General features: G+C 71.8%; 22 protein-coding genes. 12 read left to right on the top strand and 10 right to left on the bottom strand.

Translation table 11 applies throughout. The annotated features are described in order from the left end of the window. The first annotated feature begins 119 nt into the window (after positions 1 to 119). A complete protein-coding gene (locus DEJ12_RS06835; RefSeq protein ID WP_111029457.1) occupies positions 120 to 347 on the top strand; it encodes a hypothetical protein in 228 nt (75 codons plus the stop codon). Positions 348 to 353: 6 nt separating this feature from the next. Here the strand turns inward: DEJ12_RS06835 and DEJ12_RS06840 are convergent, their stop codons facing one another. Beyond that, positions 354 to 1,304: a GH25 family lysozyme gene (locus tag DEJ12_RS06840; protein ID WP_111029458.1), complete on the bottom strand. Its 951-nt coding sequence runs from the start codon at positions 1,302 to 1,304 to the stop codon at positions 354 to 356. 136 nt (positions 1,305 to 1,440) lie between these two features. Then, positions 1,441 to 2,718, bottom strand: a complete 1,278-nt coding sequence (locus tag DEJ12_RS06845; RefSeq protein WP_181433031.1) for an acyltransferase — start codon at positions 2,716 to 2,718, stop codon at positions 1,441 to 1,443. Between the two features lie 106 nt (positions 2,719 to 2,824). Between DEJ12_RS06845 and DEJ12_RS06850 the strand changes: the two genes are divergently transcribed. After that, on the top strand, positions 2,825 to 4,696 hold the full coding sequence (locus DEJ12_RS06850; protein ID WP_181433032.1) for a glycosyltransferase family 39 protein: 1,872 nt from the start codon (positions 2,825 to 2,827) through the stop codon (positions 4,694 to 4,696). Positions 4,697 to 4,806: 110 nt separating this feature from the next. Next, the gene (locus tag DEJ12_RS06855; RefSeq protein WP_111029461.1) at positions 4,807 to 5,838 is read left to right on the top strand and encodes a lysylphosphatidylglycerol synthase domain-containing protein; all 1,032 of its coding nucleotides are present in this window, start codon (positions 4,807 to 4,809) and stop codon (positions 5,836 to 5,838) included. A 293-nt stretch (positions 5,839 to 6,131) separates the two neighbouring features. Here DEJ12_RS06855 and DEJ12_RS06860 read toward each other — a convergent pair whose 3' ends face one another. Further along, positions 6,132 to 7,688, bottom strand: a complete 1,557-nt coding sequence (locus tag DEJ12_RS06860; RefSeq protein WP_111029462.1) for a DUF2142 domain-containing protein — start codon at positions 7,686 to 7,688, stop codon at positions 6,132 to 6,134. Positions 7,689 to 7,703: 15 nt separating this feature from the next. Beyond that, a complete protein-coding gene (locus DEJ12_RS06865) occupies positions 7,704 to 8,192 on the bottom strand; it encodes a GtrA family protein (protein WP_071406423.1) in 489 nt (162 codons plus the stop codon). Between the two features lie 113 nt (positions 8,193 to 8,305). Between DEJ12_RS06865 and DEJ12_RS06870 the strand changes: the two genes are divergently transcribed. The 6 genes from DEJ12_RS06870 to DEJ12_RS06895 all read left to right on the top strand — a co-directional run bounded on the left by DEJ12_RS06870 (position 8,306) and on the right by DEJ12_RS06895 (position 14,343). Beyond that, on the top strand, positions 8,306 to 9,442 hold the full coding sequence (locus tag DEJ12_RS06870; RefSeq protein WP_111022330.1) for a 5-(carboxyamino)imidazole ribonucleotide synthase: 1,137 nt from the start codon (positions 8,306 to 8,308) through the stop codon (positions 9,440 to 9,442). Between the two features lie 221 nt (positions 9,443 to 9,663). Then, complete coding sequence (locus DEJ12_RS06875) at positions 9,664 to 11,319, top strand: glycoside hydrolase family 6 protein (RefSeq protein ID WP_111029463.1); 1,656 nt, start codon at positions 9,664 to 9,666, stop codon at positions 11,317 to 11,319. An 87-nt stretch (positions 11,320 to 11,406) separates the two neighbouring features. Further along, on the top strand, positions 11,407 to 12,504 hold the full coding sequence (locus DEJ12_RS06880) for a glycosyltransferase (protein ID WP_111029464.1): 1,098 nt from the start codon (positions 11,407 to 11,409) through the stop codon (positions 12,502 to 12,504). A 9-nt stretch (positions 12,505 to 12,513) separates the two neighbouring features. Beyond that, positions 12,514 to 13,026: a 5-(carboxyamino)imidazole ribonucleotide mutase gene (gene purE / locus DEJ12_RS06885; RefSeq protein WP_206647624.1), complete on the top strand. Its 513-nt coding sequence runs from the start codon at positions 12,514 to 12,516 to the stop codon at positions 13,024 to 13,026. 40 nt (positions 13,027 to 13,066) lie between these two features. Further along, positions 13,067 to 13,339, top strand: coding sequence for a hypothetical protein (locus DEJ12_RS06890; protein WP_111029465.1), 273 nt, complete (start codon positions 13,067 to 13,069; stop codon positions 13,337 to 13,339). A gap of 236 nt (positions 13,340 to 13,575) precedes the next feature. Continuing rightward, positions 13,576 to 14,343 carry a family 16 glycosylhydrolase gene (locus DEJ12_RS06895; RefSeq protein ID WP_111029466.1) on the top strand — a complete coding sequence of 256 codons (768 nt, stop codon included), beginning with the start codon at positions 13,576 to 13,578 and terminating at the stop codon, positions 14,341 to 14,343. A 13-nt stretch (positions 14,344 to 14,356) separates the two neighbouring features. Here the strand turns inward: DEJ12_RS06895 and DEJ12_RS06900 are convergent, their stop codons facing one another. The 6 genes from DEJ12_RS06900 to DEJ12_RS06925 all read right to left on the bottom strand — a co-directional run bounded on the left by DEJ12_RS06900 (position 14,357) and on the right by DEJ12_RS06925 (position 21,633). Further along, positions 14,357 to 15,499: a glycosyltransferase family 1 protein gene (locus DEJ12_RS06900; RefSeq protein WP_110863315.1), complete on the bottom strand. Its 1,143-nt coding sequence runs from the start codon at positions 15,497 to 15,499 to the stop codon at positions 14,357 to 14,359. 190 nt (positions 15,500 to 15,689) lie between these two features. Next, on the bottom strand, positions 15,690 to 16,541 hold the full coding sequence (gene rfbD / locus DEJ12_RS06905; protein ID WP_111029467.1) for a dTDP-4-dehydrorhamnose reductase: 852 nt from the start codon (positions 16,539 to 16,541) through the stop codon (positions 15,690 to 15,692). Between the two features lie 11 nt (positions 16,542 to 16,552). Further along, on the bottom strand, positions 16,553 to 17,539 hold the full coding sequence (gene rfbB / locus DEJ12_RS06910; protein WP_071406432.1) for a dTDP-glucose 4,6-dehydratase: 987 nt from the start codon (positions 17,537 to 17,539) through the stop codon (positions 16,553 to 16,555). Beyond that, a complete protein-coding gene (locus tag DEJ12_RS06915; protein WP_111029468.1) occupies positions 17,536 to 19,146 on the bottom strand; it encodes a glycosyltransferase family 39 protein in 1,611 nt (536 codons plus the stop codon). Before DEJ12_RS06915 ends, rfbB begins: the two co-directional genes overlap by 4 nt. Further along, on the bottom strand, positions 19,143 to 20,702 hold the full coding sequence (locus DEJ12_RS06920) for a glycosyltransferase family 39 protein (protein ID WP_111022337.1): 1,560 nt from the start codon (positions 20,700 to 20,702) through the stop codon (positions 19,143 to 19,145). The genes DEJ12_RS06915 and DEJ12_RS06920 overlap by 4 nt, the downstream gene beginning before the upstream one ends. Continuing rightward, positions 20,692 to 21,633 (bottom strand): glycosyltransferase family 2 protein, encoded by a 942-nt coding sequence (locus DEJ12_RS06925; protein WP_111029469.1) that lies wholly within the window; start codon positions 21,631 to 21,633, stop codon positions 20,692 to 20,694. The genes DEJ12_RS06920 and DEJ12_RS06925 overlap by 11 nt, the downstream gene beginning before the upstream one ends. A gap of 98 nt (positions 21,634 to 21,731) precedes the next feature. Here DEJ12_RS06925 and DEJ12_RS06930 point away from each other — a divergent pair, with 98 nt between their 5' ends. The 3 genes from DEJ12_RS06930 to DEJ12_RS06940 all read left to right on the top strand — a co-directional run bounded on the left by DEJ12_RS06930 (position 21,732) and on the right by DEJ12_RS06940 (position 25,053). Then, positions 21,732 to 22,340 (top strand): dTDP-4-dehydrorhamnose 3,5-epimerase family protein, encoded by a 609-nt coding sequence (locus DEJ12_RS06930; protein WP_071406436.1) that lies wholly within the window; start codon positions 21,732 to 21,734, stop codon positions 22,338 to 22,340. Positions 22,341 to 22,354: 14 nt separating this feature from the next. Beyond that, complete coding sequence (gene rfbA, locus DEJ12_RS06935) at positions 22,355 to 23,218, top strand: glucose-1-phosphate thymidylyltransferase RfbA (RefSeq protein ID WP_111029470.1); 864 nt, start codon at positions 22,355 to 22,357, stop codon at positions 23,216 to 23,218. A gap of 122 nt (positions 23,219 to 23,340) precedes the next feature. Beyond that, positions 23,341 to 25,053: a glycosyltransferase gene (locus tag DEJ12_RS06940; RefSeq protein WP_111029471.1), complete on the top strand. Its 1,713-nt coding sequence runs from the start codon at positions 23,341 to 23,343 to the stop codon at positions 25,051 to 25,053. The last annotated feature ends 73 nt before the right edge of the window (positions 25,054 to 25,126 follow it).

Here is a 25,126-nt window from a genome sequence, read left to right on the forward strand (position 1 = left end):
ACACGGCGGGTGCGAACGCGCGCCCGTGACGGACAGGAGGCCCGTGGCGACACCGCCACGGGCCTCCTGTCCGTTCGTGGCGGCCGAGCGCCGGGGGCGCGCGCCCCTAGGCTGACGACATGACCGAGCGTCGATCCCTCACCGTCGCCGGCGGCGTCACCGCCGCCATCGGCGGAGCCGTCTCCGGAACCGGGGCGCTGATCCTCACCGTGTACGCCGCGACCGGCGGGAGCTTCCCGTTCGGTGCGGCGTTCCTCGTCTTCGCGGGTGGGCCGTTCCTGCTCGTCGGCGCGGTGCTGTTCGCCGTCGGCTGGTGGCAGGGCCGTCGATCGCAGCGACGTCCCTGACGGGCGTCAGCTCGTCCGGGACGCGAAGCGCTTCAGGTACGTGATGTCGTTGCGGTAGACGTCCTGGTCGCCGGGGAGCGTGCCGCTGGCCGCCCACTGCCAGAAGGTCCACTTCGACCAGCTGCGTCCGAGGGTGCCGGGGGTGGTGAAGTTCTTCACCGGGTAGATCGCGACGAACAGCGGGTTCTTCGAGAACTGGTTGCTGTTGTTCGTGCAGCGCTTCCACCAGTCGGTCGTGGTGTAGATCGCGGGGTACCGACCCGTCTTGGCGACGACGGTCCGGTTGAAGTCCTTGATCCAGGTGCGCATCGCGCCCCACGACTTGCCGTAGCAGGTGCCCTGGGCGGCGCTGCCGTACTCGATGTCGAGCAGCGGCGGCAGGGTCTTGCCGTCCTTGCTCCACTGGCCGCCGTGGGCGAAGAAGTAGTTCGCGGTCGCGGCGCCGCTCGCCTGGCTCGGCTGGGCGTAGACGTAGCCGCCGCGGTACAGGTTGCGCTGCTTGGCGGTGGCGTACTGCTGCTTGTAGGTGGAGCTGACGTACGAGGTGCCCTCGGTCGCCTTCACGTACACGAACCGGGCGCCGTTGCGGTAGGCCTGCAGGAAGTTGACGCTCGGCTGCCACGCGCTGATGTCGAAGCCCTGCACCCGGCCGGGGGGTGGCCCGCCGGCGGTGGCGGCAGCGGCCGACGAGCTGAGGGACTGTGCGCTCACGCCGCCGTCCGAGGTCGCGTCGGGGGAGGTCGTCACGTGGGTCTCACCGGCGTGGGCGGCGATGCCGGCACCCATGGTGTGGTTGCCGGTGCGGTCCATCTCGGCGATGGAGAGCTGCTGACCGGTGTCGGTGCCGGCGGGTTCGGTGGCGGTCGCGCCGACCGCCGGGCCACTGCCGAAGGTGATGACCCCGGCGACGACGGCAGCGGTGCCGAGCCCGAGGATCCTGCTGATGGGTGCGCGCATGTGGTCTCGTCTTCCCTGTCGAGATGCCGTGGGCCTGATCTCCCACGCCGCGGTCCGAGCGATGCTACCCGGACTCGGCGACACCTGTCCGTGACGCGCACAGGGGCAGCGTCCGATGCGGTGTCCGCTGTCGGGGTCAGCGGGCGGTGCGGGTGCCCTCGTCGTCCGTCTCGACCTCGGGCAGGCGCCCGCGCGAGGAGACCTCGCGGGTGGCGTGCTTCTGCCGGCGGTTCAGGAAGTTGCGCTCCACGAGCCACCACATCCCGACGCAGATCGCCAGGGTGATCGGGATCACCACGAAGACCATCATCAGGAACTGCCACTTCGGGTACAGGCCCATCGGCAGGAGCAGCAGGTTGCCGAGTCCGAGCAACGGGCTGTGGAAGAGGTAGATCGTGTACGACACGAGGCCGGCGAGCACGAACGGCTTCCACGCGAAGAAGCGTGCGAGCCAGGTGTGCTCCCCGGTGACCGCCTTGCGGCCCATCCAGGTCAGCAGGATGCCCGCGAAGATGCCGAGGACGACCTCGGACGGCCAGGTCTGGTGCTGCCAGTAGTCGCGGTTGCGGAAGAAGACGAGGAGCATGCCGACGAACATCGCGGCCACGAACACGCCGCTCTGCCACCGCGGACCGCCGAGCTTCGAGGCGTTCAGCTTGCCGGTCAGGTGCTCGTCACGGGCCTTGACGGTGAGCTCGGCGGCGAGCATGCCGACCGCGAAGAGGCCGACGAACCACGGGTGCATCCACGAGTAGCGGCTCTCGGAGCCCATCCACATGCCGATGAGGACGAGCGAGGACGCGGTCGCCCACCCGCCGAAGACCTTCCAGAGCGGCAGGATCAGCAGCGGCATGAGGAAGTAGATCTGCCACTCGACGGCGACCGTCCACATCGGGCCGTTGATCTTGCCGATGTACTGCGGGAAGAAGTCGTGCACCAGGAAGAAGTGCGTGAGGAACGTGCCCCAGCCCATCGGCAGCTTCGTGTCCCACTGGGTGCCGCCGGGCTGCCCCATCACCGGGACGAACAGGATGATGAGCGCGAAGACGACGAGCGACGCCCAGTACGGCGGGATGATCCGTCGGGCGCGGCGCCAGATGAACTTCCAGAAGCCACCGGGCAACCGGTAGCGGTCGAACCGGGTGACCACGGGCAGCATCAGGACGTAGCCGGACAGGACGATGAACAGCGGGACGCCGAGGTAGCCCCAGCCGATGAACGGTCGGAGCCACGGCAGTTCGGTCGGCCCGGTGCCGGTCGTCCCCGTGAAGAGGTACGCGTGGTAGAACACCACGGCCAGGGCGGCGAGACCGCGGAGCCCGTCCAGGTACGGGAACTCGAGCCGGCCCCCTGCGCGGGGAGCGGCCGCCGTCGGTTCGGCTGCGGATTCGGCTGCGCGGGTTTCGGTGGCCAACGAACGTCCTCGAGGTGGTCGGAGCGGGGTCCCCGGCAGTCTCCCACACGCCGAGCGGGGCCCGCGATCCGCCTCGGTGCGGTCCGGCAAGCGATCGGATGTCATGATGAAGCACGTGACCGTGACGACGACCGCAGCACCGCAGAGCACCCACGAGCCCGCAGGACGGCGTTCGGGGGCGGGTGCGCGACGGTACCGGCACGTCGTCGCACCCCTGATCCTGGGCGTCCTCGTGGTGATCGGGGTCGCCCTGAGCGCCGCCGTGGCGTACCACAACCGCCTCGGGGTGACGAACGTCGACGGCATCTCCTACATGGGCATCGCGCGCGAGTACGCGAACGGCTGGCTGCCCGACGCGATCAACGCGTACTGGTCGCCGCTGGTCTCGTGGATGATGGCGCCGTTCATCGCCCTCGGGCTCGGCATGCAGACGGCCTTCGCGATCGTGAACTGCTTCGCCGTGGCCGTCGTGCTGGGCATCGGCGGGTGGCTGGTCTGGTCGCAGAACCACCGCATCGTCCCGGCCGTGCTCTTCATGGTCACCGCGATCCCCGCCCTGATGAGCGCCGTGTCGGTGCAGACCCCGGACCTGCTCGTCGTCGCGTGGATCGTCGGGTTCCTCTGGGCGCTCCGGTGGGCCGACCAGGCGCTGCACGGTTCGATGCGTGCGCGGGTCGCCTCCGGCGCGGTGCTCGGCGTCGTGGCTGCGCTCGGGTACTTCACCAAGCTCTTCCTGCTGCCCGTGGCCGTCGGTGCCGTGATCCTCTGGCTGCTGCTGCGCGTCTGGTCCGCCCGTCGCCGCCGTGAGCCCGTCCGGCACTGGTGGACGGCCCCGGTCGCCACGATCGTCGTGTTCGCCGTCGTCATCGCCCCGTGGGTCGGCGCACTGACCCTCAAGTACGGCACGGTGACGCTCGGGTCGTCGCTCTCGGTCAACATCGGTTCGAAGTTCGACGACGGCGGCCGTGCCACGGACTGGCCGTTCCTGCCGGTGCCGCCCAACGACCACGCCTTCTCGCCCAACGAGGACTTCACCCCGTCGGTCTACAAGCAGGGCCCGATGGACAACCCGGACCCCGCCGTGGTTCCGCCGCCCACGCAGTCGACCACCGAGGACACCGCGCCGAAGGTCACGAAGGAGTCCGGCATCGCGGCCCGCGCCGGGTACTACCTGCACGAGCGCATGCTCGCCCTGCCGTACTACCTGCAGAAGATCAGCACCTTCGCCCCGTTCGCGGCGCCGATCGCCCTGCTCTTCGCGGCGGCACTCGTCATCGGTGTCGTGCGGTTCCGCCGCTACGCGTTCACCTGCATCGTCGCGGCGACGACCCTGGTGTACTTCGTCGGCTACGGCATGATCACCTCGTCGTCGAGCGGCGGCGGCAACGCCCGGTACTACTGGCCGCTGTTCTACCTGACGGCGATGATCGGCGCGCTCATGCTGCCGGCCGTCTGGCGGCTGGTGCGCCGTCGGGGTGTGGTCCGGACGATCGTGGCGTGCGTCGCGATCGCCGTCGTGCCGGTCGCCTCGTACACGCAGAACTGGTTCGGGTCTCCGGCGCCGTTCTACCCGTCGGTCAACCGCACCGAGGCGCTGCGCGTGTTCGGGCCGACGGACGTGCCGGAGATCGTCCGGCTCGCCGACCAGATCCGGGCGAGCGGCGCGCTGCCCGAGGACGCCACCGTCATCGGCTCGAACTACCGCTCGCTCTCCTCGCTCGCGTTCCTGACCGACACGCGTGTGTACGGTCGCTCAGGTCAGGGCTACACGTACCACTCGGACGCGATGCGCAACCTGTTCATCGACGAGGGCGTGCAGTACTTCGTGCAGTTCGACCCGGCGACCGCCCCGGCCCGCGACTACTCGGTGGCCGGCAAGCTGGTCGGCACGTACAACGCGACGATCTCGTGCAGCGCCGACCGCTCCACCGACCCGGAGATCCCCTGCCGCGTGCAGATCGTCAAGCTCGCCCGGTGACGCTCGATCGTTGACGTCCCCGGTACCCGCTCCCTGCGGCAGCACCGCAGGGAGCGGCCCGACCCAGCGTCTACCATGACCTGAGCCCGTGACCTGAGCAGGAGACCCGTTTGTCCGCAAGCACCAGCGACACCCCCGCGCCCGAGGGGAAGCGTCCGTCGAAGCGACGACGGTTCCTCGGCAAGGCGATCCCCATCGCCTTCTACGTCCTGCTCGCGGTGTTCCTCGTGCTGTACGTCCGGAGCGTCGACTGGGGACAGCTCGCCGGGCTCGACTGGCAGTGGTCGTGGGTGATCCTCGCGACGGTGATCAGCCTCGGCTTCCGGTACTGGGGCGTCGGCATCTGGTTCTACCTGCTGCGACGGCTCGGCGCGACCGGGCTCAAGGGCAGCGGCGTCACCCTGACCTACGTGTACGCGAAGTCCTGGATGGGCCGCTACATCCCCGGTGCCGCGACCTGGATCATCGGCAAGGTCTACTTCGCCTCGAAGCACGGCGTCTCGAAGGCCCGCCTCGGCGTCAGCGGCCTGCTGGAAGGTGCGCTGCAGATCGCCGCCACCCTGGCCCTGGCGCTCGTGCTGCTGCTCATCGACCCGCGGACGCACAACCTCGACCCGTGGCTCATCGTCCTGATGATCGCGGCGTTCGTGGGCTGCGTCGTCTGCCTGATCCCGCGCGTGTTCGTGTTCCTGATCGGGATCGCGCTGAAGATCCTGCGTCGCAAGCCGCTCGAGGCCGACGTCCGTCCGAACCTCGGCACGGTCCTCGGCGGAGCCGGGCTCTACGTCGCGGGTGCGGTGCTGTCCGGCACGGCGTACTACTTCATCACCCTCGGCGTGTACCCGTCGCTGAAGCTCACCGACGCGGCCTTCGTGATCGGTGCCGCGAGCATGGCCTCGGCGATCAGCATGCTGGCCGTCTTCGCCCCCGGCGGGCTCGGCGTCCGCGAGGGCGTGCAGGCCCTCCTGCTCGCGCTCGTCATGCCGGCGCCCATCGCACTGGTCGTGGTCGTCGTCACCCGTGTCTGGAGCCTCGCGGTCGACGGACTCTTCCTGCTCTGCGCCGCGGCCCCGACGTGGTTCCGGCGCAACCGCCCGACCGACGACCCCTCCGCGGTCGAGGGCGGCGTCCCCGCCGCCTGACGCGCGGCGCGCGCAGCGCTTCGTGAGCAGCAATGGTCGGGTCCGGATGACGGACCCGACCATTCCTGCTCACGGAGTGGGGCACCGGTCGCGCGTGATGACGGACGGGAGGCCCGGTGCCAGCTGGCACCGGGCCTCCCGTCCGTCTGGTGGGTGCGCCCACCGCACGCCGCGCGCCGTCCGCCGAGGGGTCACGAAGTGTCGGCTGCGGCCTCGCCTGCCGACAGTTCACGACCCCTCGGCGCCGCGCCTGCGGCACGTCGTGCGACCGCAGCGCTCCGCGGCCGGGCGTGTCAGCGGACGGGAACCGTCGTCGCCAGGGTCCGACGGTCGGCGCGCGCGACCTGCACGACCGACGCGACGAGCCCCACCGCGACCAGGGCCACGACGACGACGAGCACCGCGGGTGGCACCGGCCCGATCTCGGAGTACCGCAGCAGCCCGCGGCCGGTCACCGGGAACAGCGCCGCGTTCCAGAACCAGGCCGACGCCACCGCGAAGCCGTACACGCCCACCGCGGGCAGCACGACGGCCAGCGCCACCGCGGCCCAGGTGCGTGCCCGGCCGGCCGGCACCAGTCGTCGCCACGCGAGCGCGCTCAGCACGATCAGGCAGACGATCGCGGGGAAGTAGTACCGGCCCTGGGTGGCGGCGACCTCGGTGGTGGTGAGGTACGAGTGCGCGCTCGTGCGGTTCTGGATGCCGATCAGGAGCGCCGGGAACACCGCGAGGCACAGGGCCACCCGCAGGTCCGGGCCCCGGCGGAACGCCCAGCCGACCAGCACCACGAGGGCGACGAGGGTCAGGACGGCGGTGAACAGGTCGCCGATGGTCACCTGGGCGCGACCGCCGAAGCTGCCCCAGAACGTGCGCGACAGGGTGCCCCAGCTGACGTCGAGGAAGTGTCCGAGCGTGGGGCTCTCGCCCGGTGGGAAGTTCTTCGGGGGCCGCATCGCCGTGTAGCCGTTCGGCTGGATCCGGCCGTACGACACGAGGTTGTGCAGCCACCACCAGGCACCGATGCCGCCGGAGACCGCCATCGTGACGACCGTGCGGACGATCCGTTGCCGCAGGGAGAGCACCCCGGCGCCGGCGAACAGCACCACCACCGCGACGAACGGCACCGCCGGCAACCCGGTGCCCTTGATCCAGACCAGGGCCCCGAGGGCCACCGCCAGCGCGATCGTGGTGCGCCAGCGGGTGTCGCCGGTGAGCAGACGGGTGGCGAGCCAGACGACGATCCCGGCGACCAGCAGCACCGGGGCGTCGTTCGAGAACGACGAGCCGATGGACGCGAGCTCGGGCGTCGCGAACACGGCGAGGGCCCCGATCAGCGCGGCGCGGGGGCTGCGGGTCACCCGGCGCACCGACGCCCAGGCGAGCAGGGGGAGCGCGGTGACGGCCAGCACGTCGGCCAGGCGGAGGGCGATGAACGCGTGGTCCCAGCGGAGCTCGCCGAAGTCGACGGCCCGCAGCACGGCGGCTCCGGCCAGGTAGGCGGTCGGCGGGTGCTGGGTCATCTGGTTGACCGTCGCCGAGGGTCCTGGTGCGTTCTGCAGCAGCTCGCTCACCGTCGACCACTCGTCGGACGGCTTCGTCGCCTGTTCGACCTTCGCGGCCTGCACGGCGTTGGTGACGTGCAGCTCGCCGGGGGCCGCCCAGGCGTCACCGAGGGCGACGTGCACGGCGGCGTCGATGTGCGCGGTCTCGTCGGGGGCCTCGAACACCGGGACGAGCAACGCCCACGCCACCAGCCAGAGCCCGAAGGTCGCCGTGATCACCGCGATCGCGACACGTTCCCAGCGCGCGGTGCGGGGTGGGGCGGGGGTGGTGGTCGTCTCGGCCGTCACCCCACCGATCCTAGGTCAGACGTCGTGGGGGACCCGCGGGCCGTCGGACACCGACTCGTCCGCGGCGGCCGGCTGCGTGGCCGTGCGCTCGGGGTGGTAGACCCAGACCTTGTAGAGCCAGAACCGGAAGACCGTGCCGAGCACGAGCCCGATGATGTTCGCGACGTTGTCGGCGAGCACCGAGGTGAGCCCCATCGCGTAGTGCGACACCCCGAGGCAGGCGAGCGCGATGACCATGCCGCCGAGCGACACGACGACGAACTCGATGCCCTCGCGGGTGGCCACGGCGCGACGCTGCTCGCGGAACGTCCAGTACCGGTTGCCCATCCAGTTCACGAAGATCGCCACGACGGTGGATATGACCTTCGCCCAGAACGGCCCCGAGTGGACGTCCTCGGGGTTCAGGACGGTGATGCGCAGCACGTTGAACACCGTGGTGTCCACGACGAAGCCGACGGCACCGACGACGCCGAAGCGTGCCAGCTGGGCGATGAGGCGCCGCACGAGCCCTCCAGGATCCGTAGAGTTGTGACCGGTCGTGCAGAGCGCGACCCGAACAGCGATTGTAGACAACGCGTTCCCACCGCACGGTGGGAGCGCCGGAAGGATCACACAGCATGGCGTTGCGCGTCGGGGTCATCGGTGGGGGACAGCTGGCACGGATGATGGTGCCGGCCGCGGTCGAACTGGGGATCGACATCCGGGTGCTCGCCGAGGGGCCGGGCATGTCCGCCGCGATCGCCGCCACCGCCGAGGGTGACTACCACGACGCCGCCACGGTGCTCGAGTTCGCCCGACAGGTCGACGTCGTGACCTTCGACCACGAGCACGTGCCGCAGGACGTCCTGCGCAGCCTGGTCGACGCGGGCGTGTCGGTCCACCCCGGACCGGACGCGCTGGCCGTCGCCCAGGACAAGATCACCATGCGTCGCCGGCTGAGCGAGCTCGGACTGCCGGTGCCCGACTGGGCCGCCGTGCAGGGACCCGACGACCTCCGAGCGTTCCTGGCGGACCACGGTGGCCGTGCCGTCGTCAAGACGCCGCGGGGCGGGTACGACGGCAAGGGCGTCCGGGTCGTCTCCGACGCGTCCGACGTCGACGACTGGTTCATCGCCGTGGCCGAGGCCGGCGGCGACCAGGCCCTCCTGGTCGAGGAGCTCGTCCCCTTCACCCGCGAGCTCGCGCAGTCCGTGGCACGCCGTCCCTCCGGGCAGGTCGTCGCCTGGCCGCTCGTCGAGACCGTGCAGCGCGACGGGGTCTGCGCCGAGGTCATCGCACCGGCCCCGGACAGCGCCGGCCGGATCGCCGACCTGACCGAGTCGATCGCCGTCCGCATCGCGGAGGAACTCGGTGTGACCGGCGTCCTGGCGGTCGAGCTGTTCCAGACCGACGACGAGCGCATCCTCATCAACGAACTCGCGATGCGTCCGCACAACACCGGGCACTGGACCATCGACGGCGCCACCACGAGCCAGTTCGAACAGCACCTGCGCGCCGTCCTCGACCTGCCGCTCGGAGCAACCGGCTCGTTCGCCCCCGCGTCCGTCATGGTCAACGTGCTCGGCGGGCCCGCGGACGGCGACCTCGCCGCCCGGTACCCCGCAGCGCTCGAGGCCTTCCCCGAGGCGAAGTACCACTTCTACGGCAAGGCGCCCCGGCCCGGCCGGAAGATCGGGCACGTCACGGTGCTCGGCGACGACGTCGACGACGTCGTCTACCGCGCCCGCGCGGCCGCGGCGCACTTCGACGACTGAGACGGTGTCCGCGACACCGGGTGGCGTCCTCGACGTGACCGGATGACGGACGGGAGGCCCGTGGCGACGCCGCCACGGGCCTCCCGTCCGTCACGGGTGCGGGACACACTTGTCGGCCGCTCTGCGGACACCCCCTCGGGTGGCACCCGCTCGGGAGGCTGGCGGGAGCCGGGAGCGCGTGTTCCCCTGGTACAGTCCGCGCCCACCGTCCAGGGAGTCCCATGCGCCGCCGTCCGCGTCGTGCCGCCGTCTGCGGTGCAGCCATCGCCCTCGTCGCAGCCGTCGCCGGCCTGCTGCCGACCGCGACCGCGTCCGCAGCGACCTCGGCCTCGACCATCCGCTCGGGCACGTCCGCGTCGCTCTACGGCGCCGGGCCGTACCGGTCGCCGACGAGCGAGGCCGCGAAGGCGCAGGCCGCCCTGGCCGCCACCGACCCGGCCGGGGCCGCGGCGGCGAAGACCATCGCCGGGTACCCCGTCGCGACCTGGCTCGGCGACTGGAGCCAGGGGACGCAGCTGACCAAGACCATCAGCACCGCCCTCACCGGTGCCGAACAGTCCGGCACCACCCCCGTGTTCGTGCTCTACGCGATCCCCGACCGTGACTGCGGCGGGTACTCCGCCGGCGGCTTCGACGAGGGGTCCTACGACGCCTGGGTCGACCAGGTCACCGCGGCGCTGGCGGGACACCGCGCAGCCGTCATCGTCGAACCGGACTCGCTCGCGATGCTCAGCAACGCCAAGTGCAGCACCGCGCTCGACGAGCAGCGCTACCGGATCCTGTCCCGCACCGTCGCCGGGCTGACCGCCGCCGGAGTCCCCGCCTACCTGGACGCCGGCAACTCGAACTGGGTGCAGCCCGCGCTGATGGCGTCGCGGCTGAACAGCGCGGGCGTGCAGCAGGCCCGCGGGTTCTTCACCAACGTCGCGAACTACTACCCGACCGCCCAGGAGCAGGCGTACGCGCAGAAGGTGTCCGCCGCCACCGGGGGCTCGCACTACGTCATCGACACCTCGCGCAACGGGCAGGGCTGGCGTGGCACCTGGTGCAACGGGCCGGGGGCCGGGCTCGGCACCTCGCCCCGGGTGGTGTCCGACGGCACGGCGCTCGACGCCCTGCTGTGGGTCAAGACCCCCGGCGCGAGCGACGGCACCTGCAACGGGGCGCCGGCCGCCGGCAAGTGGTTCTCGACCTACGCCCAGGCCCTCGTCGCGAACGCACGCCTGGGTGTGCCCGCCGCCGACCTGACCCCCCGTGGCACGCTCGAGGCCGTCGCCGGTACCGGCGGCGGCGTCCGCGTGTCCGGGTGGGCCTACGACGAGGACGACCCCACGCAGCCCGTGCGGGTCCGTGCCACCGTCGACGGCGTCTCGGCCGGCGTCACCACCGCCGGGCTCGACCGGCCGGACGTCGACGCGCGCTTCGGGGTCGGCGCGACCCACGGCTTCGACGTCGTGGTGCCCACCGCGGCCGGCGCTCGCCGCGTCTGCGTCACCGCGGTGAACATCGGCGCGGGGTCGGACACCCCGCTCGGCTGCTCGACCGTCCGCGCCTACCGGCACGACCCGTACGCCGAACTGGAGTCCGCGAAGGCCGTGACCCGTGGCATCGCGGTGCGCGGCTGGGCGTTCGACGGCGACGCGGTGGCCTCGGCGAGCCGGGTGGCGATCACCGTCGACGGCAAGCGGGTGACGTCGCTGGACGCCGGTCGGAAGCGCGCCGACGTGGACGCGACCTGGGGCTCCGGTGGGTCGCACGGCTTCGCGGGCACCGTCCGGGCGGCGGTCGGCAAGCACACCGTCTGCGCGATCGTCCACAACACCGGGAGCGGAGCGGACCGCAGGGCGTCGCCGTGCCGGACGGTGACGGTGCGCTGAGGGGGCGTCCGCCGTGCGGCGTTCGCCGTGCGGCGTTCGCCGTGCGGCGTTCGTCGCACGGTGCGCGGCGTGCGAGAGGATGGGCGCATGCCGCGTGATCTCGTCCGCCGGGCCGCGGGACGCCTGCGCCGCGCCGTCGCAGGTGCCCCGCCACAGCCGGCGCCCCTGCCCGTCCTCGGGTACGTCGTCGCGGGCGGTGGCGGCGCCCACCCGGCCTCAGCACACGTCCGTGTCGTGCGCCGCACCGAGCACCTGGCCGCGAGCGGTACCGCCGAGGTGCGCCAGGTGGACCCGGCGGCGTTCGTCGACGGCTCCGACCAGGCGCCCTACGCCGCACTCCTGGTGCAGCGGGACATCCTTCCCCGTGCCGACGTCCAGCCCTTCCTGGCGGCCGCCGCCTCCCGGGGCATCCGCGTCGTGGCCGAGGTCGACGACGACTTCTTCACCGAGTCCGGACGCGCCCGCTTGGCCCGCGCCGAGTACGACCCCGACCGGCTCGCCTCGATCGACGCCTTGGTGCGCGGTGCCGACACCGTCGTCGTGAGCACGCCCGAACTCGCCGACGTGGTCCGTCCGGTCGCGCGGGACGTCGTGGTCGTGCCGAACGCCCTCGACCCGACGATCTGGACTGCCGGCCCCACCGTGGACGACGACGAGCGGCCCACGGGGGAGCACCGCGTGCTGTACATGGGCACGCTCACCCACGCCGCCGACCTCGAGCTCCTGCGTGACGTCTTCGCCGACCTCACCACCGCCGACGGCACCCCGATCCGGCTCGAGGTCATCGGGGTGACCGAGGAGGGCGGTGCCGACTGGTTCCGCCGGGTCGAGGTCCCCGACGGGCACTACCCGGCGTTCTCCCGATGGCTCGTGGCGCACCGGGAGCGCTGGCGGGCCGGCGTCGCACCGCTCCGTGACGAGGAGTTCAACCGCGCGAAGAGCGACCTGAAGTTCCTCGAGTACACCGCGCTCGGGCTGCCCGCCGTGGTGTCCGACCGCCCCTCCTACGCCGTCGCACGGGCCCACGGGGCCGTGGCCGTGCCGGACGACGTGTCGGCGTGGCGGGACGCCGTCCGGTCGGCCGTCGACCGTGGCCGGGCGGACGAGGAGGCGGCCCGCTGGGTCGCCGAGGACCGCACGATCGGCCGAGACGGCGACACCTGGCGACGCGTGCTGCTCGGCTAGGCTCGTCGCGTGACCGACACCGCCGCACCCGCACAGCCGCTCGTCTCGATCATCATGGGGTCGGACTCCGACTGGCCCACCATGCGGGCCGCGGCGGACATCCTGACCGAACTCGGCATCCCCTTCGAGGCGGACGTCGTGTCGGCGCACCGCACCCCGGACAAGATGACCCGCTTCGCCCGCGGCGCCGCCGCCCGTGGCATCCGGGTCGTCATCGCCGGGGCCGGTGGCGCGGCACACCTGCCGGGCATGGTCGCCTCGATGACGACGCTCCCGGTGATCGGTGTCCCGGTGCAGCTCGCGCGTCTCGACGGCCTCGACTCGCTGCTCTCGATCGTGCAGATGCCGGCGGGGATCCCGGTCGCGACGATGGCGATCAACGGTGCCGCCAACGCCGGTCTGCTGGCCGCGCGCATCATCGGTTCCTCGGAGCCGGCCGTCGCCGCTCGCCTGACCGAGTACGCCGACGGGCTCGAGCGCCTGGTCGAGGAGAAGGCGGCGCGCCTCCGCGACTCGCTCTGAGGCCGCCGCTGCGGGGTCCGAGCCGCGCTACGGTAGCGGGATGCGCCGCGCCGTCCCCGTCCTCGTCCTCTCCGCGGTCGCCGTGGTCGCCGCGGTGGTCTGCGTGGTCGCTGCGCGCGCGGCCGGTCCGGTGAACCCCGTGGCGGGGTGGTTCCGCGGCGCGGGCCAGGACGTCGTGGCGACGAAGTCGCAGTTCGACTCGTGGTTCGCGGCGCTCCACGTCGCCGAGACCGCAGCGGTCGTCGCCGTCCTCGCCGTGGTGGCCGCCGTCGTGCTCGCCGTGGTCGCTCGGCGCCGTCGCGCACGGCCCTGACCTCACCACGCGACGTCGGCGCGCAGCTGATCCGAACGATGCCGATGCCACGCCACGCGCACTGACCAGGGCTTCTTGCCCGACGGCAGATCCTCGCGCAAGCCCCGTGTACTGGGGGTGCTCAGTCGTGTCAACCCCCGGGCGCAGATTGTGGACAGCAACTACCGTGAACGCCGGGTAGCCGAGATCCGGCGTCCGGCATCCACGGGAACGGGTGCGAACAGTCACGTCAGGGAGTGACCGACCTCATGCAGAAGCGCACCACCAGGAGGGCCGCACTCGCCGTCGTGCTCCTCGGAGCAGCACTCGTCGCCGGACCGCTCGGTCAGGGGACCGCAGCGACCGCCAGCTCGGCACCGCTCGGCGACGTCGGGAACTTCAAGCAGACCTTCCGCGAGCAGTTCAGCACCGCGGCCAGTGCGAAGGGCGCCTTCGCCAAGAAGTACGCCAACTCGTGGCAGCCGTACCCGGACGGGACCGGCGGCATGTACTACTCGGGCTCGCAGATCAGCTCGCACAACGGGTACATGGACGTCAAGCTCGACGGCAAGCACGGCGCCGCCGGTACCTTCGGCACACCGACGGGAGCCTGGGGCCACAAGGGCGGCAAGTTCATCGTCCGCGCCAAGGCCACGGGCGGTGCCGGCAACGGCGCGGCCTTCATGCTCTGGCCGTCGTCCGACCGCTGGGCCGACGGGGAGATCGACTACCCCGAGGCCAACTTCGACCAGCAGCCGATGCTGCACCACCACTCGATGATCGCGGGCCAGGAGGCCAACGCGACGAGCCTGAGCACCGGCGTCTCGTGGCGTTCGTGGCACACGTACTCGATCGAGTGGATCCCCGGGAAGTCCGTGCGCTACCGCCTCGACGGCAAGGTGATCAAGACGATCACCTACGACGTGCCGAAGACCGCGCACCGCTACATGTTCCAGGTGGGCGACTGGGGCGACGCGGGGCACCTGTACATCGACTGGGTCAGCACCTACACGTACAAGGGCTGACGCGCTCCGGCCGTCAGAGGTCGGCGTGCAGCTGCCAGGTCTCCGCGGCGGAGTCGGACCAGTCGTACATGCGTGCACGGTCCGGCCCCGCCACGGCCAGCCGGCTGGACAGTTGCGGGTCGTTCACGACCTGGTAGACGGCCTGTGCGAGCCGTGCGGGGTAGGACTCCCGCGGTGACCGGGCGACGGTGACGCCAGCGTCCGACGCGACTTCCGCCACGGCGGGGTCGTCGGAGTGGATCACCGGGGTGCCGAAGCTCATCGCCTCGATCACGGGCAGGCCGAAGCCCTCGGCGAGGCTGGGGAACACGAACACCGTCGCACGGTCGTAGACCACCGCGAGGTCCGCGTCGTCGATGCGGCCGAGGACCTTCACCCGGTCGCGCGACAGGCCCGCGCGCTCCGCGGTGCCGTACACGTCGACGTCGCCCCAGCCGTCCGGGCCGGAGATGACGAGGGGCACGTCGCTGGGGGCATCCGGGTGGGCCATCGCCTCGATCAGGGACGCCAGGGCCTTGCGCGGCTCGAGCGTGCCGACCGCGAGCACGTAGCGGTCCGGCAGGCCGAGGCGCTCGGCGCGCAGGTCGGCGTCGACGGGCAGGCGGAGGCGTCCGCTCGGGGCACCGCCGATCACGCGGAGCCGGTCGTCGAACCGGTGGATCTCGTTCAGCGCCCCCGCCACGGCGTGGGTCGGCACCACGACGGCGTCGGCGTGCTTCCACGCCCGCTTCACCATCGCCTTGTGGAAGTGGACGCCGCGCGGCGTGAGGGTCTCGGGGTTGGTCCACGGCACCACGTCGTGCACGGTCACCACGGTCTGCCGGCCCGGGTCCTGGAAACGGTCGTGCTTGACCAGTGGTGCGAGCACGCTCGGCGCGTGCACCATGCCCTTCGCGATGCCGCCCACGAACCCGCCCTGCCAGGCGAGCGACAGCTCACGACGCGGCAGCGGCAGTCGCTGCAGGTCGGACAGTCCGGGCAGGAGCGTCCGCAGGTGCGCCATCTCGTCGGACCCGACGGCGGAGACCACACCCGCGACCTCGCAGCCGCTCGGCGCGTGCTCGACGAGGTGTCGCGCGAGCTCCTCGGCGTAGCGCCCGATGCCGCCCGGCACGGGCGCGACGATCTGGTCGACGATGACGTGGAGGGTGGTCATGGTGCTGTGCTCCTCGTCGTGGTTCGTGGACCCGTGGTCAGGGGGCCGAGGGCCGGCCCCGCGCTCGGCTGCCCGACACTACCAGGGTGGTCCCGGCGCCCCCTGGGCGCGGTCGGTGGTCGGACAGGAGGCGCGGGTCGGGTCCGCGGTGTGCGGAACCCGACCCGCGCCTCCCGGTCGAGAGCCGTGCCTACGCGGTCAGCGCACCCGCCGCGACCGCAGCGTGCAACGCGTCGCGCCAGTCGCGCATCGGCGCGAGTCCGGCACGCGACCAGCCGTCGTGGCCGAGCACGCTGTACGCCGGGCGCGGCGCCGGCCGGACGAAGGCGGCGCTGTCGGTGGGCAGCACGCGCTCCGGGTCGAGCCCGAGTTCGCGGTAGATGGCCTGCGTGAAGTCGAACCAGGAACCCTGGCCGGCGTTCGTCCCGTGGTAGATGCCCGCGGGGGCGTCCCCGTCGACGAGCTCGAGGATCCGTGCGGCGAGGTCGCCCGTCCACGTCGGCTGGCCGACCTGGTCGGTGACGACGCTGACGGTGTCGTGCGACCCTGCGAGCCGGAGCATCGTCGCGGCGAAGTTCGGCCCGTGCGCGCCGTAGATCCACGCGGTGCGGACGACGTACGAGGTGTCCGGGGCGATCGCGCGCACGAACGCCTCGCCGGCGGCCTTGGTGCGGCCGTAGGCGTTGATCGGGTCGGTCGGGGCGTCCTCGGCGTAGGGCGCGGTGCCGTTGCCGTCGAAGACGTAGTCGGTCGACACGGTGACGAGCTTCGCGCCGTGGCGGACCGCGGCCTCGGCCAGGAGCTTCGGCCCCGTCGCGTTGACCGCGTGGGCGTCGTCCTCGTGGTCTTCCGCGTCGTCGACCTTCGTGTAGGCGGCGGAGTTGATCACGACGTCGTGCCCGGCGACGGCGGCGTCCACCGCGGCCGGGTCGGTGATGTCGAGGTCCGCCCGCGACAGCGCGGTGACGTCGCGGCCGGCGAGTGCGGCCTGGAGGTCCTGGCCGAGCATGCCGGCGGCGCCGGTGATGAGGTACCTGGTCACGGTGTGCCGGTTCAGCTCAGGGCCGCACGCTGCTTGAGCGGCTCCCACCAGGCGCGGTTGTCGCGGTACCACTGCACGACGTCGGCCAGACCCTGCTCGAACGGCACGAGTGGCTCGTAGCCGAGCTCGGCCTGGATCTTCGAGATGTCGACCGAGTAGCGCAGGTCGTGGCCGAGACGGTCGGCGACGCGGTCGACGTACGACCAGTCCTTGCCGGTCGCGTCGAGCAGCAGCTGCGTGAGCTCCTTGTTGGTCAGCTCGGTGCCGCCGCCGATGTTGTAGATCTCGCCGGCGCGGCCACGGGTCAGGACCATCGCGATGCCACGGGTGTGGTCGTCGACGTGCAGCCAGTCGCGGATGTTGTTGCCCTCGCCGTACAGCGGCACGTGCACGTCGTCGATGAGGTTGGTGACGAAGAGCGGGATGACCTTCTCGGGGAAGTGGTACGGCCCGTAGTTGTTCGAGCAGCGGGTGATCGAGAGGTTCAGCCCGTGCGTGCGGTGGTAGCTGCGGGCGAGCAGGTCGCTGCCGGCCTTCGACGCCGAGTACGGCGAGTTCGGCTCGAGCGGGCGCTCCTCGTCCCACGAGCCCTCGCTGATGGAGCCGTAGACCTCGTCGGTGGAGACGTGCACGAACCGCTCGGTGCCGTGGCGGAGCGCGGCGTCGAGCAGGCGCTGGGTGCCCACGACGTTGGTCTCGACGAAGATGCCGGAGTCGCGGACCGAGCGGTCGACGTGGGACTCGGCGGCGAAGTGCACGATGGCGTCGACGGTCGGGACGACCTCGTCGAGCTTCGCGGCGTCGCGGATGTCGCCGTGCACGAAGGTGTAGCGGGGGGAGTCGGCGACCGGGGCGAGGTTCGCTTCGTTGCCGGAGTAGGTCAGCGCGTCGTAGACGACGACCTCGGCGCCCTCGAGGCCGGGGTACGCGTCCTCCAGCGTGCGGCGGACGAAGTTCGAGCCGATGAAGCCGGCTCCTCCGGTGACGAGGATCTTCACGAGTTCTCTTTCCTGACGGTCGGTTCGTGGGTCGGCGGCGATTCTAGCGGGCCGCTGGTGGGGTCGGCGGGGTCGGCGGCGTCGGCGGGCTCGGCGGCGGTGGCGGGTGCTCCCGGCTCGGCGACGGTCCGCCACACCAGGCCGACGGTCGCGACGGCGGCGGCCGCGAACACGATGGCGACCAGCAGGATGGCGAAGGGTCCGGTGACCGCGCCGCCGGCCATCGCGGAGATCCCGCCGGGCGTGATGCGGAACTGCGTGTTCTCCCACCCGCCGCGGTAGGTCAGGCCGATGCCGTACGTGCCGATCGCGAGCGAACCGACGACCGCCAGCCTGGCCAGGCGTCGGCGGAGCTCCGGACGGACGACGAGGGCGTGCCACGCGACCGCCTGTGCGAGCACGAGCGCGACGACCGCGACGAACAGGAACCGGCCCTGCAGCCCGTTGCCCTGGTGCGTGCCGAGGTAGTTCCGCCAGTTGTAGGCGAAGGTGGCGACGAGGACGACCGTCGGCCAGACGAGCAGGATCGTGGTCACCCGGCGGCCCGGAGCCCGGCGGGCGTACGACCACCCGATGACGGCCAGTCCGACGACCGCGAGCGTGTCGATGACCATCGACGGCAACGGCCACTGGTTCGCACCGAGTGCGCCGAAGAACGAGGCGGTCAGGCCGTCCCACTGGCGCCCGGCGAACGCCCCGGGGTTCGCACCGCCCGCCGGGTACGGCTGCACGGTCGTGACGGCGCGCAGGGCGTCGGGCAGGAGCGTCCCGCTCACGAGCAGCGTCCGCACCCACCACCAGCCGGACACGGCGACGGCAGCGAGGACGACCACGCCGGCGTGCAGAGCACGACGACCCCACGTCCGGCCCGGTGCCAGGGCGGACACGAGGACGACGAACGGGATCGCCAGGAGCCCCAGCGCGTTCAGGGCGGCCAGCCCGGTGACGGCCACGGCGAGCCCGGCGGTGGTCCACCACGAGCGATCACCGGTCAGCACGCGTGCACTCAGCCAGACGAGCACGGCGCCGAGCAGGACGACCGGTGCCCACACCGTGACGCCGGAGGTGACCTGCGCCAGCTGCGGGACGGCGAAGAGCAGGACCGGGGCGACGAGTGCGGTGCGCGGCGAGCGGGTCACCCGACGGACCGTCGCCCAGACCAGGACCGGCAGCGCGGTGACGAGCAGCACGTCGAACACGCGGAGCACGAGCACCGAGGTCGCCCAGTCGTGCGAGCCGAACCGGATGACGCGCAGGATCCCGGCGGCCACCAACCAGTACGTCGGCGGGTTCTGGGACATCGGGTCGATCGCGGGGGAGTCCCCGGGCACCGCCGCCAGCAGCGCGTCGACCGTGGGGCGGTCGACGGCCGGTGCGGGGTGCTCGACGATCTGGCGCACGGCGGCGAGGTAGTGCATCTCGCCGCCGTGCGGCCAGCCGAGTCCGAGCGCGAGGCGGAACGCGGCGTCGACGTGTGCGGGCTCGTCGGGTGCCCCGAAGGCCGGGGTGACGAGGGCGAAGGTCAGCAGGAAGGCGAGCCAGGCCAGCGTCACGGTGCCGAGCAGGACCCACTCGTGCCGGCCGACGAGCGGTCGCGGGGCGCTCACGCGGGCACCTCCGGACGGCGCATGAACCGGACGAGCAGCACGGCGGTGACGGTCAGTGCGACCGCGGCGACGGCGACGAGGGTGAAGTTCGTGCCGGCGGGCACCATGCCGTAGCGGTCGAACCGGCCGACCGCGAACTCGTCGACCCAGAAGGCGGCGTCGCGCCCGAAGGCCCGCAGCGCGTAGACGACGCCGTACAGCGCGATGGCCATCGCCGCGATCGACATCCCGACGGCGAGCCGGGTGGTGCCGGCTGCCGTCACGGTGACCCGGCGCCAGGCGAGGGCGCTCAGGGCGATGAGGGCGATGAGGGTGGGGTAGTAGTAGCGCCCCTGGGTGCCGGCGACGATGGTGCTCCGGACGTACCCGCCCCACCCGCTCTGCAGGTGCAGGGCGATGAGGATCACGGGGAACGACGCCAGCACGATCGCCGGGCGGAGCGACGGGCCGCGGCGGAAGCCCCAGACGACGATGCCGACGAGCGACGCGATGGTCAGCCCGTCGATCAGGACCTGGGCGAGCTGGAACTGGGTGAGACCACCGACGCTGCCCCAGAAGGTGCGGGTGACGCCGTTCCAGTAGTCGCGGAGGAACACCTCGGGGCTGGCGGCGGTGCCGGCCGGGAACGGCATCGGCGGACGTGCGCCGGCCATGCCGTCCGGCTGGATGTCGCGGTACACGAGGATGTTGCGCAGCCACCACCAGCCACCGACGACGGCGGCGAGCCCCAGGGTCCACAGCGTCCGGAGCGCGTTCCGCCAGACGGTCGCCCGGGTGCAGCCCGCGGCCATCACGGCGATGCCCACGAACGGGATCGCGGGCAGCGCGGTGCCCTTGACGAGCAGCATCGCGCCGAGCAGCAGCCCGATCCAGATGGTCGTGCGCACCCGCAGGTCGCCGGTGAGCAGTCGCACCACGAAGTACACGAGCGCCCCGGCCAAGGGCAGCATGAGCGCGTCGTTCGTGACCGAGGTGCCGATCGAGGCGACCTCGGGCAGGGCGAACACCGCGGCACCGCCGACCAGGGCGGCCCGTGGTGACCGCGTCAGCCGACGCACGGTCGCCCACGCCAGGAACGGCAGCGGCAGGACGAGCAGGGCGTCGAACAGTCGCAGCACCATGACGGCGAGGTCCCAGCGGAGGTCCTCGAAGTGCACCAGCTGCAGGACCCCGGCGGCCAGGGCGTAGTACGTGGCGGGGTGCTGCGACATCTGGTCGATGCTCGTCGGGTGCACGCCCGGGAACTCGCGGAGCAGCTCGCCCCACGTCTGGTTCACGTCGGTCGACTGCCGCATGTTGCTGATCTGGGTGTCGTGCACCGCGTTGAGGTAGTGCATCGCGCCGGGCGCCGGCCAGCCGTCACCGATCGCCAGGTGCAGCACGGCGTCGACGTGGGTCGGCTCGTCCGGGGCCTTGTACGTCGTGGTGACGACGGCCCAGACCGCGAGGACGGCGGCGAAGGCCACCGTCAACGCGATCACGAGGATGCGCTCGCGCCGCCCGACCGCGGGTCGGACGTCGGAGCGCGACACGGCCGGGGCCGTGTCAGTCGCCATACCGCTGCAGTTTCTGCAGGTCGAGCTGCTCCTCGGCCAGCGTGCGGTTGAGGCGGGTGAGGTCGGCCACGACGCCGATGACTATGGAGAGGAGCGCCGTGATGAGCAGGACGACACCGAGGATGATCGACTGCAGGTGGTTGCCGCCGGTCTGCATCGCCAGGAGCACCAGGTAGCGGATGAGCGGCCAGAGCCCGAGCGCACCGAGCACCGCGGCGACCCAGAGGAACAGGGCCATCGGCCGGTACATCAGGTAGACGCGGGCGATCGCCGAGCCGGACTCGAACATGTGCTGGAAGATGTTGTTGAAGAGCCGCGACTCGCGGGTCTTCGGGTTCGTCGTGATCGGCACCGACGCGATCGCCAGGCGCTTGTAGCCGGCCTGCACGATGGTCTCCATGCAGTAGCTGAAGCGCGTCACGATGTTCAGGCGGATGAGCGAGTACTTCGAGTACGCGCGGAACCCGCTGGCCGCGTCGGGCAGGTCGAGCCCGGCAGCGCGGCTGGCGACCCACGAGCCGAAGCGCTGCATGATCTTCTTGAAGCCGGAGAAGTGCTCGATGGTGCGCGTCTGCCGGTCGCCGATGACGATCTCGGCTTCCTTCCGGAGGATCGGCTGCACGAGCTCGGCGATCTGTGCCTGCGGGTACTGGTTGTCCCCGTCGGTGTTCACGACGATGTCCGCACCGTGCAGCAGCGCGTAGTCGACGCCGTCACGGAACGAGCGGGCAAGGCCCATGTTCGTGGTGTGGTGCACGAAGTGCTTGACGCCGTGCTCCTTGGCGACCTCGACGGTGCGGTCGGTGCTGCCGTCGTTGATCACCAGGATCTCGATCTCGTCGATGCCGTCGATCTCCCGCGGGATGGAGTCGATGACGCTGGCGAGGGTGTTCTCCTCGTTGAGGCAGGGGATCTGGACGAATAGCTTCACGGGCTCGCTTGGTCTCGTTTCGGGAGTCGCAGCGCGCGGGGCGCGGGGCACAGAACCAGGACAGCCTATGCGAACTCACGGCTTGCTAGGCTTCCCCGGTGCAGATCCGCGAACTGAAGATTCCTGGCGCGTGGGAGTTCACGCCCGTCCAGCACGGCGACGCACGAGGAGCATTCCTCGAGGCGTACCGCGCCGACGTGCTCGAGGAGACCGTCGGTCACCCGCTCGACCTCCGCCAGGTGAACATGTCGATCTCCGCGGCCGGTGTCGCCCGCGGGATCCACTACGCCCTCGTGGCACCGAGCCAGGCGAAGTACGTCACCGCCGTGCGCGGGGCGTTCATCGACTACATCGTCGACATCCGCGTCGGGTCCCCGACGTTCGGCCAGTGGGACTCCGTCCGGATCGACGACGTCGACCGCAAGGCCGTCTACCTGTCCGAGGGGCTCGGCCACGCGATCGTCGCGCTCGAGGACCAGTCGACCGTGAACTACCTGGTCAGCGCGCACTACAACCCCGAGCGCGAGAAGGGGATCACGATCCTCGACCCGACGGTCGGGCTCGACCTGCCCGAGGGCCTCGGCGAGCTGGTGCTGTCCGAGAAGGACACCAGCGCCCCCACCCTCGAGGAAGCCGCGGCACAGGGCCTGCTGCCGACGTACGAGGAGTGCGTCGCGTACACCGAGTCGCTCCGGACGAAGAAGTAAGGGACGGGACACCGATGAAGGGCATCATCCTCGCCGGCGGTTCCGGCACGCGCCTCTGGCCGATCACCAAGGGCATCAGCAAGCAGCTCATGCCGATCTACGACAAGCCGATGGTCTACTACCCCCTGTCGACCCTGATGATGGCGGGCGTCCGAGAGGTGTTGGTCATCACGACGCCGGAGTACAACGACCAGTTCCGGGCCCTGCTCGGTGACGGCTCGGCGCTCGGCATGGAGATCCAGTACGCCGTGCAGCCGTCCCCCGACGGTCTGGCGCAGGCCTTCGTCATCGGTGAGGAGTTCATCGGCGACGACAGCGTCGCCCTCGTCCTCGGCGACAACATCTTCCACGGCACCGGCCTCGGCACGAACCTCCGGAAGAACACCGACGTCCAGGGTGCGACGATCTTCGCGTACCACGTGGCCGACCCGAAGGCGTACGGCGTCGTGGAGTTCGACGACGACTTCACCGCCGTCTCCATCGAGGAGAAGCCGGCCGAGCCGAAGTCGAACTACGCCGTCCCCGGCCTGTACTTCTACGACAACAAGGTCATCGAGATCGCCAAGACGATCGAGCCGAGCGCCCGCGGCGAGCTCGAGATCTCCACGGTCAACGAGCGCTACCTCGAGGCCGGCGAGCTCGGCGTCCAGGTCCTCGACCGCGGCACCGCGTGGCTCGACACCGGCACGTTCGAGTCGATGATGCAGGCGTCGGAGTACGTGAAGGTCATCGAGGACCGTCAGGGCTTCAAGATCGGGTGCATCGAGGAGATCGCCTGGCGGAACGGCTGGATCGACGACGCGCAGCTCGCCGAGCTCGCCGCGCCGCTGGTCAAGGGCGGCTACGGCGTCTACCTGCAGCGACTCCTCGGCGTCTAGCTCCGCACGTGACCCCCGCCCCTGGTTGGTTCGGTCGACGCCGCCGTCCGGATGCGACGGCCTCCGGCCACCCCGGCCGGGAGGCCCGTCCCGCGTCCGCGACGGCGGCGTCCGTCGTTCCCGTGACCGGGTTCCCGGACCCGCTGCCGCGGCTCGACCAGGACGTCACGGTGCTCGTCACGACCCGTTCGGACCGGCACGCCGAGGTCGCCCGACTCGTGTCGGTCGCTCGTGATGCCTTCGGTCGTGGGGTCGACGTCCGGGCCGTGAGCTACGTCGCGGACGCGTCGCCGGTCGACCCGTTCGGCCGTCGCCTGCCGTGGGTCCGACCGGAACCCGTCGACGGCCTCGGCTCGGCGATCAACGCCGGTGTCGCAGCCGGTGCGGGCCGGACGCTCGTGGTGGTCGACACCTCGGTGTCGGTCGACGTGCCGGCGCTGCACGCCCTCGCGGCGGCGGGCTCGGTCGCGCAGGCCCGGGTCCGGTTGCCGGACGGCACGCTCCGCTCCGGTGCCCGGCTGCTGCGCCCCGGTGCCCTGCCGTGGTCGGACGACCGCGCCGACACCGTGACCGACGTCGACACCGTCTTCGCGGCGGACCAGCCGGTGCTCTCGGTGCCGGGGGCGGCGCTGGTGCCGGCACCGTGCCTCCCGGACGAACGCATGACCCTGACGGCCTGGAGTCGCGCGGTCGCCGATGCCCACGGCGGAGCGGTGCGCGTCGTCGGCGAGGCGACCCGCTCGGTCGAGGCCGGCCGCACCGTCGACGCCGCCACCGTCGACGCGTTCACCGCCTGGCGCGACCGCGCGTCCGAGGGCGACGGTGTCGTCGCCGGACCGCCGCTGCCGCCCTGGGGTGCCCGGCCGGTGGCCCCGGCCGCGCGCGTGACCGGCGGTGACGCCGAACACCTCACCTGGTCGCTCAAGATCGCTGCGCCCGCCGGGCCGGAGGGTGACGGCTGGGGCGACGTGCACTTCGCCGCCGAGCTCGCCGGGGCACTCGAGCGGCTGGGGCAGCGCGTCCGGATCGACCGACGCGACGCCCACGTGCGGGCCGACGACGCTTCGGACGACGTCACGCTGGTGATCCGGGGCCTCGACCGGGTGCCGCCGAACCCGGCGTCGGTGAACCTGCTCTGGGTGATCAGCCACCCCGACGACGTCGCCGACACCGAACTGCGGTCGTTCGACGCGGTGTTCGCGGCCGGGCCGGTGTGGGCAGCCGCAGCCGCTGCGCGTGCGGGCGTGCCGGTCCGGACCCTGCTGCAGGCGACCGAGCCGGCGGTGTTCCACCCGGGCGCGCGCACGGCGACGAGCCCCGATGCCGACCACGTGGTGTTCGTCGGCTCGACCCGCGGTGCCGCGCGACCCATCGTGTCCGACGCGGTCGCGCTCGGTGCCGATCTGCGCGTGCACGGTCCGGGCTGGGACGAGGTCGTCCCCGCGGAGTCGCTCGGCGAACCGTCGCTGACCCGGGCCGAGGTCGCGGCGGCCTACGCCTCGGCGCGTGTGGTGCTCAACGACCACTGGCCCGACATGGCCGCCGGGGGCTTCGTGTCGAACCGGGTGTTCGACGTGCTGGCGTCCGGGGGAGTCGTCGTGACCGACCCGGTGGCCGGGCTGTCCGACGTGCTGGACGTCCCGACCCTCGAGGTTGCGGGCTCCCGTGACGGGCTGGCCGACCTGCTCGAACCGGCGCGCGCGTGGCCGCCGGCTGCCGACAGGGCCGCCGTGGCTGAGCGCATCGCCGCCGAGCACTCATTCGACGCCCGCGCTGCCGTGCTGCTTGCGGCGGCCCGCGCGTCGCGCACCCGCCTGCACCCCCGCCGCACCTGACGCCGTCGGGCCCGCAAGACACCGGTGTTCGCGCTCGGAACACCCGCAGACCGCGGTGCAACGCGCGAACACC

It is taken from the genome of Curtobacterium sp. MCLR17_059 (assembly GCF_003234665.1).
Taxonomy (GTDB): Bacteria; Actinomycetota; Actinomycetes; order Actinomycetales; family Microbacteriaceae; genus Curtobacterium; species Curtobacterium flaccumfaciens.